Source organism: Pseudomonas sp. MYb327 (assembly GCF_040438925.1).
GTDB lineage: Bacteria > Pseudomonadota > Gammaproteobacteria > Pseudomonadales > Pseudomonadaceae > Aquipseudomonas.
Genome location: NZ_CP159258.1, coordinates 3,303,209 through 3,317,956, shown reverse-complemented (window position 1 = coordinate 3,317,956; position 14,748 = coordinate 3,303,209). Strand labels below are relative to the sequence as shown.

Sequence of the window (14,748 nt, the reverse complement as noted above, 5' to 3'; positions counted from 1 at the left end):
TCTGTGTAAACCAAAAGTTTATAGTGGAGCTTATGGAGACCTTCAGCAGTATCGAATGCTTTGTGCGCAGTGCCGAGGTCGGCAGTTTTGCTGAAGCAGCGCGGCGCTTGAGCCTGACCCCGGCGGCGGTGGGTAAAAGCGTGGCCAAACTCGAAGCACGTTTGGGTGTACGGCTGTTCCAGCGCAGCACCCGCAGCCTGGCGCTCACGGAGGCCGGTCAGCTGTTTCTTGGTGAAGTCAGTGCCAGTTTGCACACCATCCAGAATGCCGTGGCCAACCTCGCCAGCGCCGAAGGACGTCCGGCGGGAACGTTGAAGGTCAGCATGGGCACGGTATTCGGGCGTTTGTATGTGGTGCCGTTGCTCGGCGAGTTTTTGCGGCGATATCCGGCGATCAGTCCGGACTGGCATTTCGATAATCGTCAGGTCGATCTGATCGGCCAGGGATTCGATGCGGCGATTGGTGGCGGATTCGACCTGCCTCAAGGCGTGGTGGCCCGCAAGCTGACGCCGGCGCATCGGGTGCTCGTAGCCTCCGCCGATTATCTGGCCACGCGCGGCGCCATCGCCGAGCCTGACGATCTCAAGCTTCACGATGGAATCCTGATCCGTTCACCGCAGACCGGTCGCGTGCGTTCCTGGCAGTTGACCAGTCGCACTCAGCAACACAGTCCGTTAACGCTGAAGGCGCGAATGACCATGAGCGATTCCGACGCGGCTTGTGCTACGGCGGAGCAGGGCTTGGGCATCGCTTTGGTGAGCATGCCGTTCGCGGTGGATTACCTGGAGGCGGGGACGTTGCAGCGGGTGTTGCCGGACTGGTATGTCGACGATGGCAATATTTCTATCTATTACGCTGAACACAAACTGTTGCCGGGCAAGACCCGGGCGTTTGTGGATTTTATTATTGGGCAGTTTGCGGAGCAGGGATTGGGGCAGCGGTTCAGTGCGGTTTGACGCTGGCTTGGGACCGAGGTGTTGCCATCGCTAGCAGGCTAGCTCCCACAGGGGATTTACGTCGTTCACAAATCCCTTGTAGGAGCCGGCTTGCTGGCGATAGCGATGGTCGGGTCACCCACGTTAGTGGCAGGAAGATCGCTATCGCCAGCGAGCGGGAACCAACAGGGGATATCGCCAGGCGTGGAATCAGGCTTTGGACTTGCTGATGATATTCCCCGCATGCAGCCCGCATTCTTTCTGCGTGGCTTCTTCCCACCACCAGCGACCTTCACGCTCGTGCTGGTTCGGCAGGACCGGGCGGGTGCACGGTTCGCAGCCGATGCTGATAAAGCCGCGCTCATGCAGGCTGTTGTACGGCAGCTCCAGCATACGGATGTAGCCCCAAATCTCTTCGCTGGTCATTTGTGCCAGCGGGTTGAATTTGTAAAGGGTGCGTTCCGGGGTCGAAAACGCGGTGTCGATTTCCATCACCGCGACGGCGCTGCGAGTGCCCGGACTCTGGTCGCGGCGCTGGCCGGTGGCCCAGGCTTTTACACCTGAGAGTTTGCGGCGCAGTGGTTCGATCTTGCGGATGCCGCAGCATTCGCCGTGACCGTCCTTATAGAAGCTGAACAGGCCTTTTTCCTTCACGAATGGTTCGAGCCTGGTGTAGTCCGGCGACACCAGTTCGATATCGATCTTGTAGTGCTCGCGCACCTGATCGATGAAGCGGTAGGTCTCGGGATGCAAACGGCCGGTGTCTAGGCTGAACACTTTTACGTTCTTGTTCAGCTTCCAGGCCATGTCCACCAGCACCACATCCTCGGCGCCGCTGAAAGAGATCCACAGGTCATCGCCGAACTCGGCAAAGGCGAGTTTGAGAATGTCTTGGGCGGATTTTTTGGCATAGGTCGTGGCGAGTTCCACGACGTCGAACGTTGGGCTCATCAGGGCGGCTTCCTACAGGTCGGTGGCGCTGGGCGCTCTATATGGGGCTGATGGTAACAAAAAGCTGCGCCGGCCGGGGCGTCCGATGCGTTGCGCGGTGGGGGAGGAGTCGCTAGAGTTCGGGCTCGCTTGACTCAATAAACAATACCAATGGGAGTGTCTCGTGGAAATTGCCTGTCTGGATCTTGAAGGTGTGCTGGTCCCGGAAATCTGGATCGCCTTCGCCGAAAAAACCGGGATTGAATCCCTCAGGGCCACCACCCGGGACATTCCCGACTACGACGTGTTGATGAAGCAGCGCCTGCGAATCCTCGACGAGCATGGCCTGAAACTCGCCGATATCCAGGAAGTGATTGCCACGCTCAAGCCGCTGGACGGTGCCATCGAGTTCGTCAACTGGCTGCGTGAGCGCTTCCAGGTGGTGATTCTGTCGGACACCTTCTATGAGTTTTCCCAGCCACTGATGCGTCAGCTGGGCTTCCCAACCTTGCTTTGCCATCGTCTGATTACCGACGATGCCGGGCGGGTGACGAGCTATCAATTGCGTCAGAAAGATCCCAAGCGTCAGTCGGTATTGGCCTTCAAGAGCCTCTACTACCGGGTGATTGCGGCGGGGGATTCCTACAACGACACCACGATGCTGGGCGAGGCGGATGCGGGGATTCTGTTCCACGCGCCGGACAACGTGATCCGCGAATTCCCGCAATTCCCGGCGGTGCACACGTTTGAAGCGCTGAAGCAGGAGTTCATCAAGGCTTCGAATCGGGCTTTGAGTTTGTAAATCCGATCTGTGGCGAGGGAGCTTGCTCCCTCGCCACTAAAGGCTAAAGGCTCTGCAAAGTATCGAGAAGCACCTTCACCTTGGTGATCGATTCCTGATACTCGGCCTGCCACTCGGAATCCGCGACGATTCCGCCGCCACCCCAGCAACACACCTGTCCATCCTTGACCAGCAAGCTTCGAATGGCGATGGAGCTGTCCATCTCACCGCGCACGTCCAGATATAACAACGAGCCGCAATACAACCCGCGTCGGGTCGGCTCCAGTTCATCGATGATCTGCATCGCGCGAATCTTCGGCGCGCCGGTAATCGAGCCGCCCGGAAAGCTGCCGGCGATCAGGTCCAGTGCATCCCGATTATCCGCCAGTTCGCCGGTCACGCTGCTCACCAGGTGATGCACGTTCGGATAACTTTCCAGGCTGAACAGCTCCGGCACCCGAACCGAACCGGTGCGGCAAGTGCGACCAAGGTCGTTGCGCAGCAGGTCGACAATCATCAGGTTTTCCGCACGATCCTTGGGACTGGCCAGCAGTTCGGCGGCGTTGGCGGCATCTTCGGCGGTGCTCAAACCACGGGGGCGAGTGCCTTTGATCGGCCGGGTTTCCACATGCCGTTCGCTGACTTTGATGAAGCGTTCCGGCGACAAACTCAGCACCGCGTCGCCATCGGGCAAACTCTGGAACCCGGAAAACGGTGTCGGGCATGCGGCTCGCAACGCGATGTAGGCGGTCCACGGATCACCTTTGCACTCAGCGCGGAAACGCTGGGCAAAGTTGACCTGATAGCAGTCACCGGCCTGGATGTATTGCTGAATGCACTTGATCGCGTGGCGATACTCGTCAGCACTCAGGTCAGCAGCCATCGGCGCTTGCAGTTTGAAAGGCTCGACCGTTTCCAGTGCAGGCTGGCTAAACAATTGGATCAGGCGCTGACGCTCGCTGTCGATCAGCGTCGGGTGAAACACCAATTGGCTGGTGGCCTGGTGGTGATCGCTGATCAGTGCCCAGTCGTACAGGCCGAAACGTGCGTCCGGCAATTGCAAGTCGTCTTGCGCCTGACTCGGCAGTTTTTCCAGGTGACGGCCGAAGTCGTAGCTCAGATAGCCGATCAAACCGCCGGCAAACGGCAGCTCAACGGGAACAGTCGCTTCACCGAGTCGCGTCAGGTTATCGCGAAGGCGTTGCAGGAAATCGCCGCCACTTTCGTCAGGCGCAACCGTCAGTTGTTCCAGCGGCCAGGCGCTGAGCAGATCAAACCGCCCGCGCTGGGCGCTGGGGCGGCCACTGTCGAGCAGCACGGCGCCGGGGGCATGACGAATGGCCGCGAAGTACTCGGCAGGGTTGGCGCGATAGGGTAGCGGGTGTACGGAACAGGTCAGCATGGGCGGGTTGGATCAGCCATCGAGGCGGGGTGGCGATTGTAGTCCCCTGCGGGATTTGGTCCTAGAGGGGAAGTCGGGGATTGGCAGGTTGGGGGCTTCGGTGGCAATGAGAACGCCATCGCTGGCAAGCCAGCTCCTGCAAAATTGTGCATATCCTGTAGGAGCTGGCTTGCCAGCGATGGCAGCACCTTGGTCTCGGATCAACCCTCAACCGGCGGAATATGCCCAAACATCTCCTGAACAAACGCCACACGCTCTTCGACGGTTTCGGTCACGCCGCGCGCCTTCAATTCTTCCAGGCGCGCCTCGACCGCATGGGTGCGCAGTGTCAGCCCGCAATCGTTGGCGATCTGGATATTCAACCCCGGCCGGGCATTGAGCTCCAGAATCAACGGGCCTTTTTCCTGGTCCAGCACCATGTCGACACCGATGTAACCCAGCCCGCACAGCTCATAGCAGCCGGCGGCGAGTTTCATGAAACCATCCCAGTAGGGCAGTTGCACGCCGTCCACCGCGTTGGTGGTGTCCGGGTGCTTGGTGATGATGTTGTTCAGCCAGGTGCCGCGCAGGGTCAGGCCGGTGGCGAGGTCGACACCGACGCCGATGGCGCCCTGGTGCAGGTTGGCCTTGCCGCCGGACTGACGCGTCGGCAGGCGCAGCATGGCCATCACCGGGTAGCCCATCAGTACGATGATGCGGATGTCCGGCACGCCTTCGTAGCTGATGCTCTTGAAGATCTGGTCGGGGATCACGCGATATTCGATCAGCGCGCGGTCGCGGTGTCCGCCGAGCGAATACAGGCCGGTGAGGATGCTGGAAATATGATGCTCGATCTCTTCGTGGGCGATGATTTTGCCGGACACCGTGCGATAGCGACCCTCGAAGCGGTCGGCCACGACAATAATGCCGTCGCCCCCGGCGCCCTGTGCCGGTTTGATCACGAAGTCGTTGCGCCCGCCGATAATCTCGTCGAGCTTGTCGATTTCCTTCTCCGTGGAAATCACCCCATACAGTTCCGGCACATGAATGCCGGCGGCGATGGCGCGCTCCTTGGTGAGGATCTTGTCATCAACGATCGGGTACAGGCTGCGCTTGTTGTACTTGAGCACGTAGTCCGCGTTGCGCCGATTGATCCCCATGATGCCCCGGGCTTCCAGGGCCTTCCAGGTCTTCCAGAAGCCGAACATCAAGCGTCAGCCTTTTTCAGGAAAGCCTTGAAACGCACCAGTTCGGTCAGGCGATAACCGCGATAGCGCCCCATCGCCAGCATGAAGCCCACCAGGATCAGCAGGATCGCCGGGAAGGTGAATACGAAGTAAACCAGTTCCGGCACGCTCATGATCAGGTGCGCCAGGGAAGCGGCAAACAAGGTACCGATCGCTACTTTCATGGCGTGGCTGGCGCCGCGTTCTTCCCAGGTGATCGACAGGCGTTCGATGGTCATGGTCAGGATGACCATCGGGAACAGCGCCACCGACAACCCGCGCTCCAGGCCGAGCTTGTGGCTGAACAGGCTAATGGCCGCGATCAATACCACCACGAAGGTCAGCACCACCGACAACCTCGGCAGCATTTGCAACTTCAAGTGTTCAAGGTAGGAGCGCAACGACAGCCCCAATGCTGTGATGATCGTAAACAACACGATGCCGAAGCCGAGCTGGGTTTCGCGGAAGGCCAGGGCGATCAGCACCGGGGTAAAGGTACCCAGGGTCTGCAGGCCGATCAGGTTGCGCAGGATCAGGATCACCAGCACGCCGATCGGGATCATCACCATGATCATGAAGGTCTGCTGGGTTTGCAGCGGTAAACCGTACAGCGAGTATTCGAGGAAGTTGGCGTCGGTGTTTTCGTCGGTCAGCTTGGCCAGGCGAATGGCGTTCATTTCGCTGTTATTCATGCTGAAAGTGACAGTGGCTTTCTTGCCGCCATCGACGGTGATCAGGTTTTCGTCGCCGGTCCACCACAGCAGGCGGTCGGTCGGCAGGCCCTGTTCGCCGGTTTCCGGGTTGAAGTACAGCCAGTCCGTGCCGTTGAAGCTGCGCAGCCAGAGTTCAGGAGTTTGCGGCTGATCGGCCACCAGGCGGATGGTGTGGACTTTTTCCACCGGTACGTGGGCGATGGCCAGTACCAGTTCGACAATCCTGGCTTTCTGCACGGTGGACGGATCACCCGCGAGCAGCAGTTTCACGTTGTCATCGTTGAGATTGTTGACACGTTTGATCGCTTCGCCAATGAAGGTCTCGACGTCGGCCGAATGCTGGCGGATTGGCGCGAGCAAAGCTTCGGCGGCGATTTTCTCCGGGCCTTCGATGGCGATACTGTCACGGAAGGTCGGGCCTTTGACCTTGGCTTTTTCCGCGCTGTAGCGCTTGGTCAGCACCAGGCGGTAATAAAGTGTCTGGTTGCCCTTGGCCCGACGTGCCGACCAGGTGACCTTGCGGTTGCCGTCTACCCGGTTCACCGCTACGCCGTAATTGTTGGAAATGAAGCTTTCGTTGAGGCTGACGTAGTCTCGGCTCAGCGGTGGCACGAACATCTGGATCTTGACCGGGTCTTTGGCACTGGCGACGAACTCGACTTTGGCGTCGATGTTCCACAAGTCGTCGGTGGCGTCCTCGGTCACGGGAATGCCCAGCACGAAAATCTGATAGGCCGTGACTGAAATGCCCAGCACCACGAGGATGGCGATCAGCATTTTCAGATGAAGGGTAAGAGAGCGCATTGAAATTACTCTGCGGTATGAGCGTCGGTGGCGCAGGCGGGTTTGCCGGCAGCGTATTTAAGACTGGGGTCGACCAGCGCATCGAAGCGCTTGAGCGCTTCGGAGCCGATCAAAAGCGGATATTGGAACGCGCTTCGGTCGGTCAGGTTCACTTCGATGCTGCGTAAAGCCGAACCCATGCAGATATCCAGTTCGATCACCGGACGGGCGGTGTACTTCTTGCCCTCTTCCGGATCGTAGTCACCGGCCCGGCGCTTGATCTTGCTGACGCGGGCCAGCGGTCGATCGATCGGATGCGAATGGGCGGCGTCGATGGCCAGGTAGAAACGTACCCAGGATTCGCCATTGCGTTTGAAGCGCTTGATGTCACGGGCGCTCAGGGATGCGGTTTTGGCGCCGGTGTCGAGTTTGGCGGCCACTTCCAGATCGATGCCGCCCAGGGATGCGTACTCATTGAGGCCGTACACGGTCTTTTCCCCCGCCACTGCAAAAACGGGCAGGCAAAGACAAGAAAGGAGTGTGGGGAAGGGCTTGAGTCTCATAAATCCTGGTGCGCAGCGGTGCGTATTTCGGTTCAAGGCCCTGGCATCGCTGCGCAAGCTCCCTCGTAGGCCTATCAGTTATTTATGACAAGCCGTGCAGATGTGACAAACAAATGCGGGCGGCATTCTAGCACGGTGGTTTTATGGCGCCAGCGCTGGCCGGCTGCTATGAGGAGCGCCTGAGGCAGATAGGTCTCCGTCGGAGCCGGCTCGCTGGCGATAGCGTCTACCCAGCCGCCCAATTCATTGACTGACCCTGCGCCATCGCCAGCAAGCCGGCTCCTACAAAGATTATGGTTATTAGACGATTGTCGACAATATCTAATTATCCTTTGACTCATGCGGCGGTTTTGGTTAGTTTTTGCCGCACTAGCTTTCAAGGTGTCGACAATATGTTGGATCAATTGGATCCCCCACTCCTCGTTCAGGATGACTCGGAAACACTTTCCGAAAACGTCTTCCGACGCATTCAGGCGGCCATCGTCAAGGGTGATATCGCCCCCGGCAGCAAAATCTCCGAGCCGGAGCTGGCCCGGACCTACGGCATCAGCCGTGGACCGCTGCGCGAAGCCATCCACCGTCTGGAAGGCCAGCGCCTGCTGGTGCGCGTGCCGCACGTCGGGGCGCGGGTGGTGTCGCTCGACCATGCCGAGTTGATCGAGCTCTACGAAATCCGCGAATCCCTTGAAGGCATGGCCTGTCGTCTGGCTGCCGAGCGCATGACCGTCGAAGAGATCGATGAACTGCGCCGCGTCCTTGAAACCCACGAGCGCGATGAAGCGTTCCAGGCCGGCCGAGGCTATTACCAGCAGGAAGGCGATTTCGACTTCCATTACCGAATCATCCAGGGCAGCGGCAACCGTACGCTGACCCAAATGCTCTGCGGCGAGTTGTATCAATTGGTGCGCATGTACCGGATGAAATTCGCCAGCACGCCCAATCGCCCCCACCAGGCGTTCGCAGAGCACCACCGAATTCTCGATGCCATCGCCGACCGTGACGGTGAACTGGCCGAGTTGTTGATGCGCCGCCACATCGGCGCTTCCAAACGCAATATCGCCCGTCATTACCAGGACGGCGCCAACCCGACAGCCAAACGAGGTGAGTCATGAGTTTGAACAAGAGCACTCCAGGCCAGCGTTTCCGCGATGCGGTCGCCAGCGAGCATCCATTGCAAGTGGTTGGCGCGATCAATGCCAACCACGCGCTGCTGGCCAAGCGCGCCGGTTTCAAGGCGATCTACCTGTCGGGTGGCGGAGTAGCTGCCGGCTCCCTCGGCCTGCCGGACCTGGGCATCACCGGCCTGGATGACGTGCTGACCGACGTGCGCCGCATCACCGACGTGTGCGACCTGCCGCTGCTGGTGGACGTGGACACCGGTTTCGGTTCGTCGGCCTTTAACGTGGCCCGTACCGTAAAGTCGATGATCAAGTTCGGCGCGGCGGCGATTCACATCGAAGACCAGGTCGGCGCCAAGCGTTGCGGTCACCGTCCTAACAAGGAAATCGTGACCCAGCAGGAAATGGTCGACCGCATCAAGGCTGCAGTCGATGCCCGCACCGATGACAGCTTCGTCATCATGGCCCGTACCGACGCCCTGGCGGTGGAAGGTCTGGAGTCTGCCCTGGATCGCGCAGCAGCGTGCATCGAGGCTGGTGCCGACATGATCTTCCCTGAAGCCATCACTGAACTGGACATGTACAAGCTGTTTGCCAGCCGCGTGAAAGCGCCGATCCTGGCCAACATCACCGAATTCGGCGCAACTCCGCTGTACACCACCGAGCAACTGGCCGGTGCCGATGTATCGCTGGTGCTGTACCCGCTGTCGGCTTTCCGCGCCATGAACAAGGCGGCGGAAAACGTCTACAACGCGCTGCGTCGCGATGGCACGCAGGCGAATGTCATCGACACCATGCAGACTCGCATGGAGCTTTACGATCGCATCGACTACCACACCTTCGAGCAGAAGCTCGATGCGTTGTTTGCGGCGAAGAAGTAGGAGCAAGCTTGCTCGCGATGGTCGTTAACGATAACGAGGGATCCCTGACACACCGTGGTGTCAGGACCTGCATCGCGATCCATGTAAATTTGCCAATTTCCTAACAAATTCAAGAAAAACTGGAGGCAGAAATGGCCGAAGCAAAAGTACTCAGTGGCGCCGGGCTCCGTGGCCAGGTAGCCGGGCAAACCGCACTGTCCACCGTGGGCCAGTCGGGCGCCGGTCTGACCTATCGTGGTTATGACGTACGTGAACTGGCGGCGGACGCACAGTTCGAAGAAGTTGCCTACCTGCTGCTGTACGGCGAACTGCCGAGCAAGGCGCAACTGAACGCCTATGTCACCAAGCTGAGCAAGCTGCGTGACCTGCCGCAAGCGCTGAAAGAAGTGCTGGAACGCATCCCCGCCGACGCCCACCCGATGGACGTGATGCGCACTGGCTGCTCGTTCCTGGGTAACCTTGAGCCAGAGAACAACTTCTCCGAGCAGCACGACAAGACCGACCGTCTGCTGGCTGCATTCCCGGCGATCATGACCTACTGGTATCGCTTCAGCCACGAAGGCAAGCGCATCGAGTGCGTGAGCGACGAGCAGTCCATCGGCGGCCACTTCCTGCACCTGCTGCACGGCAAGAAACCAAGCGAGTTGCACGTCAAAGTGATGAACGTTTCGCTGATCCTCTACGCGGAGCACGAGTTCAACGCCTCGACTTTCACCGCACGTGTTTGCGCGTCGACCCTGTCCGACCTTTATTCCTGCATCACCGCGGCCATCGGTTCGCTGCGCGGTCCGCTGCACGGTGGCGCCAACGAAGCAGCGATGGAAATGATCGAACGCTTCTCGTCGCCGGAAGATGCGATCAAAGGCACGCTCGGCATGCTGGAGCGCAAGGACAAGATCATGGGCTTTGGCCACGCGATCTATAAGGACAACGATCCGCGCAACGAGGTGATCAAAGGCTGGTCGAAAAAACTCGCTGACGAAGTGGGCGACAAGGTGTTGTTCCCGGTTTCCGAAGCCATCGACAAGACCATGTGGGAGCAGAAAAAACTGTTCCCGAACGCCGACTTCTACCATGCCTCGGCGTACCACTTCATGGGTATTCCGACCAAGTTGTTCACACCGATCTTCGTCTGCTCGCGCCTGACCGGCTGGGCCGCCCACGTGTACGAACAACGTGCCAACAACCGCATCATCCGCCCGAGCGCCGAATACACCGGCGTCGAACAGCGCAAGTTCGTGCCAATCGAACAACGCTGAATGGTGGGAATGCCTGCACAGGTCACTGAATGAACTGGTGACCCTGTAGGAGCTGGCTTGCCAGCGAAGGCGGTTTGTCATTCGACATCTCTGTTGATTGACCTACCGCGATCGCTGGCAAGCCAGCTCCTACAGAGGTCTGTGTTCAATTTGAGAGCTGCGCCAGGCCCCACCCTTTGTATTTACCGTGACCGAGTCCCGACGATGAACACAGAATTTCGCAAATCGCTGCCCGGCAGCAAACTGGATTACTTCGACGTCCGTGCGGCTGTCGAAGCCATTCAACCAGGCGCCTACGACACCCTGCCGTACACCTCCCGCGTGCTGGCGGAAAACCTTGTGCGTCGCTGTGACCCGGCCACGCTCACCGAATCCCTGAAGCAATTCATCGAGCGCAAGCGCGACCTCGACTTTCCGTGGTTCCCGGCCCGTGTGGTGTGTCACGACATCCTCGGCCAGACCGCACTGGTCGACCTCGCCGGCCTGCGTGACGCCATCGCCCAGCAGGGCGGCGATCCTGCGCAAGTCAACCCGGTGGTGCCGACACAACTGATCGTCGACCACTCCCTGGCCGTCGAACGCGGTGGCTTCGATCCGGAGGCGTTCGAGAAGAACCGCGCCATCGAAGACCGTCGCAACGAAGACCGTTTCCACTTCATCAACTGGACCAAGAAGGCGTTCAAGAACGTCGACGTGATCCCGCCGGGCAACGGCATCATGCACCAGATCAACCTGGAGAAAATGTCTCCGGTGATCCAGGTACGTGACGGCGTGGCGTTCCCTGATACCTGCGTCGGCACCGACAGCCACACCCCACACGTCGATGCGTTGGGCGTGATCGCCATCGGCGTCGGTGGTCTGGAAGCCGAGAGCGTGATGCTCGGTCGCGCATCGTGGATGCGTCTGCCGGAAAGCGTCGGCGTTGAACTGACTGGCAAGCTGCAACCGGGCATCACCGCCACCGACATGGTGCTGGCGCTGACCGAGTTCCTGCGCAAGCAAAAGGTTGTTGGCGCATGGCTGGAATTCTTCGGTGAAGGCGCTGCGGCGCTGACACTGGGTGACCGCGCGACCATCTCCAACATGGCCCCGGAATACGGCGCAACCGCGGCGATGTTCTACATCGACCAGCAGACCATCGACTACCTCAAGCTCACCGGCCGTGAAGACGAGCAGGTGCAGTTGGTAGAGAACTACGCCAAGACCACAGGCCTGTGGGCTGACAGCCTGAAAGACGCGCAATACGAGCGCGGCCTGACCTTCGATCTGTCTTCGGTCGTGCGCAACATGGCCGGCCCGAGCAACCCGCACGCCCGTGTTGCGGTGTCGGATCTGGCGGCCAAAGGCATCTCCGGTCAGTGGGACGATGTTCCCGGCCAAATGCCCGACGGCGCCGTCATCATCGCCGCCATCACCAGCTGCACCAACACCAGCAATCCGCGCAACGTGATCGCTGCCGGCCTGCTGGCGCGCAACGCCAACAAACTGGGCCTGACCCGCAAGCCGTGGGTCAAATCATCCCTGGCACCGGGCTCGAAAACCGTCGCCCTGTACCTCGACGAAGCCGGCCTGACCGATGAGCTGGAACAGCTCGGTTTCGGCGTCGTGGCGTTCGCTTGCACCACTTGCAACGGCATGTCCGGTGCACTGGATCCGGTGATCCAGCAAGAGATTATCGACCGCGATCTGTACGCCACGGCCGTGTTGTCCGGCAACCGTAACTTCGACGGCCGGATTCACCCGTACGCCAAGCAGGCGTTCCTCGCGTCGCCGCCATTGGTGGTCGCGTACGCCATTGCCGGCACCATCCGTTTCGACATCGAAAAAGATGTGCTGGGCATGGTCGACGGCAAGGAAATCCGTCTGAAAGACATCTGGCCGAGCGACGAAGAAATCGACGCCGTGGTGAAAGCTTCGGTGAAGCCTGAGCAGTTCCGTCAGGTCTACATCCCGATGTTCGCCATCCATGAAGACACCGGCCCGAAAGTCGCGCCGCTGTACGACTGGCGCGAGATGAGCACCTACATTCGCCGTCCGCCGTATTGGGAAGGCGCACTGGCCGGCGCGCGTCCGCTCAAGGGCATGCGCCCGCTGGCGGTGCTGCCGGACAACATCACCACCGACCACCTGTCGCCATCCAACGCGATCATGATGGACAGCGCCGCCGGCGAATACCTGGCGAAAATGGGCTTGCCGGAAGAGGACTTCAACTCTTACGCGACCCACCGTGGCGACCACTTGACCGCGCAGCGCGCGACCTTCGCCAACCCGAAACTGTTCAACGAAATGGTTCTGGAAAACGGCAAGGTCAAGCAGGGTTCCCTGGCCCGCGTCGAGCCGGAAGGCCAAGTGATGCGCATGTGGGAAGCCATCGAAACCTACATGGATCGCAAGCAGCCGCTGATCATCATCGCTGGCGCCGACTACGGTCAGGGTTCGTCCCGCGACTGGGCGGCCAAAGGCGTGCGTCTGGCCGGTGTTGAAGCCATTGCCGCCGAAGGTTTCGAGCGCATTCACCGCACCAACCTGGTGGGCATGGGCGTGTTGCCGCTGGAGTTCAAACCGGGTACCAACCGCCACACCCTGGACATCGACGGCAGCGAAACCTACGACGTGATTGGCGATCGCACGCCACGCGCCGAGTTGACGCTGGTGATCCATCGCAAGAACGGCGAACGCGTCGATGTGCCGGTGACCTGCCGCCTCGACACCGCTGAAGAGGTGTCGATTTACGAGGCTGGCGGCGTGTTGCAACGCTTCGCCCAGGACTTCCTCGAAGAATCGGCAGTTGCCGTTTAACACACGCTGCATAGACACGGGACTTTGAGTCCCGTGTCTGTTTTCAGATCAGGAGTAACGAGCACCATGGCTCACGCAGCTCAGATTAAAATTCCCGCCACCTACATGCGCGGCGGCACCAGCAAAGGCGTGTTCTTCAGCCTGCAGGATTTGCCCGAAGTAGCACAGGTTCCTGGCCCGGCCCGCGACGCGTTGCTGTTGCGCGTAATTGGCAGCCCGGATCCTTACGACAAGCAAATCGACGGCATGGGCGGCGCGACCTCCAGCACCAGCAAAACCGTGATCCTGTCGAAAAGCATTAAGGCCGATCACGACGTCGATTACCTGTTCGGTCAGGTCTCCATCGACAAGCCATTCGTCGACTGGAGCGGCAACTGCGGCAACCTGACCGCGGCGGTCGGTTCGTTCGCCATCAGCAATGGTTTGGTAGACGCCAGCCGCATCCCGCACAACGGCATGGCCGTGGTGCGCGTGTGGCAGGCCAACATCGGCAAGACCATCATCGCCCACGTGCCGATCACCAACGGTGAAGTGCAGGAAACCGGCGATTTCGAACTCGACGGCGTGACCTTCCCGGCAGCGGAAGTGCAGGTCGAATTCCTCGACCCGGCAGCGGAAGAAGAGGGCGGCGGCGGGTCGATGTTCCCTACCGGCAACCTGATCGATGACCTCGAAGTACCTGGCGTTGGCACCTTCAAGGCAACCATGATCAACGCCGGTATCCCGACGATTTTCGTCAATGCCGAAGACATCGGCTACAAGGGCACCGAGCTGCAAGGTGCGATCAACGGTGATCCGAAAGCCTTGCTGATGTTCGAAACCATCCGTGCCTACGGCGCATTGCGCATGGGCCTGATTTCCAATGTCGACGAAGCGGCCAAGCGTCAGCACACCCCGAAAGTGGCGTTTGTGGCCAAGCCTGCGGATTACGTTTCGTCCAGCGGCAAAGCGGTAGCAGCGGAAGATGTCGATCTGCTGGTGCGCGCGTTGTCCATGGGCAAACTGCACCACGCGATGATGGGCACGGCGGCGGTGGCGATCGGTACGGCGGCGGCGATTTCCGGCACTCTGGTCAACCTTGCGGCGGGCGGCGTCGAGCGCAATGCTGTGCGCTTCGGTCATCCGTCCGGCACCTTGCGCGTTGGCGCGGAAGCCAGTCTGGTCAACGGCGAATGGACCGTGAACAAAGCCATCATGAGCCGCAGTGCGCGGGTGTTGATGGAAGGCTTCGTGCGCGTGCCGGGCGATTCGTTCTAAGCGACACCGCCCGTGAAGGAACCGGCACCACCATCCTGTGGGAGCTGGCTTGCCAGCGAAGAGGCCGTCAAATTCAACATCATTGTCATGTGAGACACCGCTATCGCTGGCAAGCCAGCTCC

12 protein-coding genes are annotated in these 14,748 nt (G+C 60.0%); 7 read left to right on the top strand and 5 right to left on the bottom strand.

The annotated features are described in order from the left end of the window. The first annotated feature begins 32 nt into the window (after positions 1–32). Positions 33–956 (top strand): LysR family transcriptional regulator, encoded by a 924-nt coding sequence (locus tag ABVN21_RS14880; protein WP_339552887.1) that lies wholly within the window; start codon positions 33–35, stop codon positions 954–956. A 189-nt stretch (positions 957–1,145) separates the two neighbouring features. Here the strand turns inward: ABVN21_RS14880 and ABVN21_RS14875 are convergent, their stop codons facing one another. Continuing rightward, positions 1,146–1,886 carry a phosphoadenylyl-sulfate reductase gene (locus ABVN21_RS14875; RefSeq protein ID WP_339552888.1) on the bottom strand — a complete coding sequence of 247 codons (741 nt, stop codon included), beginning with the start codon at positions 1,884–1,886 and terminating at the stop codon, positions 1,146–1,148. A 163-nt stretch (positions 1,887–2,049) separates the two neighbouring features. On the opposite strand from ABVN21_RS14875, the gene thrH reads away from it, so the two are divergent. Further along, on the top strand, positions 2,050–2,667 hold the full coding sequence (gene thrH, locus ABVN21_RS14870; protein ID WP_339552889.1) for a bifunctional phosphoserine phosphatase/homoserine phosphotransferase ThrH: 618 nt from the start codon (positions 2,050–2,052) through the stop codon (positions 2,665–2,667). Between the two features lie 43 nt (positions 2,668–2,710). Here thrH and pabB read toward each other — a convergent pair whose 3' ends face one another. The 4 genes from pabB to ABVN21_RS14850 all read right to left on the bottom strand — a co-directional run bounded on the left by pabB (position 2,711) and on the right by ABVN21_RS14850 (position 7,312). Then, entirely contained in the window at positions 2,711–4,048 is a 1,338-nt protein-coding gene (gene pabB, locus ABVN21_RS14865) for an aminodeoxychorismate synthase component I (protein ID WP_339552890.1), read from the bottom strand. Positions 4,049–4,248: 200 nt separating this feature from the next. Then, positions 4,249–5,235: an alpha-L-glutamate ligase-like protein gene (locus ABVN21_RS14860; protein ID WP_339552891.1), complete on the bottom strand. Its 987-nt coding sequence runs from the start codon at positions 5,233–5,235 to the stop codon at positions 4,249–4,251. Further along, a complete protein-coding gene (locus ABVN21_RS14855) occupies positions 5,235–6,770 on the bottom strand; it encodes an inactive transglutaminase family protein (protein ID WP_339552892.1) in 1,536 nt (511 codons plus the stop codon). The genes ABVN21_RS14860 and ABVN21_RS14855 overlap by 1 nt, the downstream gene beginning before the upstream one ends. Before the next feature lie 5 nt (positions 6,771–6,775). Beyond that, positions 6,776–7,312 carry an ATP-dependent zinc protease gene (locus ABVN21_RS14850; protein ID WP_339552893.1) on the bottom strand — a complete coding sequence of 179 codons (537 nt, stop codon included), beginning with the start codon at positions 7,310–7,312 and terminating at the stop codon, positions 6,776–6,778. A gap of 395 nt (positions 7,313–7,707) precedes the next feature. Between ABVN21_RS14850 and ABVN21_RS14845 the strand changes: the two genes are divergently transcribed. The 5 genes from ABVN21_RS14845 (at position 7,708) to prpF (ending at position 14,626) form a co-directional block, all read left to right on the top strand. Further along, positions 7,708–8,424 carry a GntR family transcriptional regulator gene (locus ABVN21_RS14845; RefSeq protein ID WP_339552914.1) on the top strand — a complete coding sequence of 239 codons (717 nt, stop codon included), beginning with the start codon at positions 7,708–7,710 and terminating at the stop codon, positions 8,422–8,424. Then, positions 8,421–9,311 carry a methylisocitrate lyase gene (gene prpB / locus ABVN21_RS14840; RefSeq protein ID WP_053157387.1) on the top strand — a complete coding sequence of 297 codons (891 nt, stop codon included), beginning with the start codon at positions 8,421–8,423 and terminating at the stop codon, positions 9,309–9,311. Before ABVN21_RS14845 ends, prpB begins: the two co-directional genes overlap by 4 nt. A gap of 131 nt (positions 9,312–9,442) precedes the next feature. After that, positions 9,443–10,570 carry a 2-methylcitrate synthase gene (prpC, locus tag ABVN21_RS14835; RefSeq protein ID WP_339552894.1) on the top strand — a complete coding sequence of 376 codons (1,128 nt, stop codon included), beginning with the start codon at positions 9,443–9,445 and terminating at the stop codon, positions 10,568–10,570. Between the two features lie 204 nt (positions 10,571–10,774). Continuing rightward, positions 10,775–13,369 carry a Fe/S-dependent 2-methylisocitrate dehydratase AcnD gene (gene acnD, locus ABVN21_RS14830; RefSeq protein ID WP_339552895.1) on the top strand — a complete coding sequence of 865 codons (2,595 nt, stop codon included), beginning with the start codon at positions 10,775–10,777 and terminating at the stop codon, positions 13,367–13,369. A gap of 66 nt (positions 13,370–13,435) precedes the next feature. Beyond that, on the top strand, positions 13,436–14,626 hold the full coding sequence (gene prpF, locus ABVN21_RS14825) for a 2-methylaconitate cis-trans isomerase PrpF (protein WP_339552896.1): 1,191 nt from the start codon (positions 13,436–13,438) through the stop codon (positions 14,624–14,626). The last annotated feature ends 122 nt before the right edge of the window (positions 14,627–14,748 follow it).

Excerpts from the sequence above, each read along its gene's own strand:
- ABVN21_RS14880 (WP_339552887.1), top strand. The coding sequence starts at position 33 with ATGGAGACCTTCAGCAGTATCGAATGCTTTGTGCGCAGTGCCGAGGTC.
- ABVN21_RS14875 (WP_339552888.1), bottom strand. The coding sequence starts at position 1,886 with ATGAGCCCAACGTTCGACGTCGTGGAACTCGCCACGACCTATGCCAAA.
- pabB (WP_339552890.1), bottom strand. The coding sequence starts at position 4,048 with ATGCTGACCTGTTCCGTACACCCGCTACCCTATCGCGCCAACCCTGCC.
- ABVN21_RS14860 (WP_339552891.1), bottom strand. The coding sequence starts at position 5,235 with ATGTTCGGCTTCTGGAAGACCTGGAAGGCCCTGGAAGCCCGGGGCATC.
- ABVN21_RS14855 (WP_339552892.1), bottom strand. The coding sequence starts at position 6,770 with ATGCGCTCTCTTACCCTTCATCTGAAAATGCTGATCGCCATCCTCGTG.
- ABVN21_RS14850 (WP_339552893.1), bottom strand. The coding sequence starts at position 7,312 with ATGAGACTCAAGCCCTTCCCCACACTCCTTTCTTGTCTTTGCCTGCCC.
- prpB (WP_053157387.1), top strand. The coding sequence starts at position 8,421 with ATGAGTTTGAACAAGAGCACTCCAGGCCAGCGTTTCCGCGATGCGGTC.
- prpC (WP_339552894.1), top strand. The coding sequence starts at position 9,443 with ATGGCCGAAGCAAAAGTACTCAGTGGCGCCGGGCTCCGTGGCCAGGTA.
- acnD (WP_339552895.1), top strand. The coding sequence starts at position 10,775 with ATGAACACAGAATTTCGCAAATCGCTGCCCGGCAGCAAACTGGATTAC.
- prpF (WP_339552896.1), top strand. The coding sequence starts at position 13,436 with ATGGCTCACGCAGCTCAGATTAAAATTCCCGCCACCTACATGCGCGGC.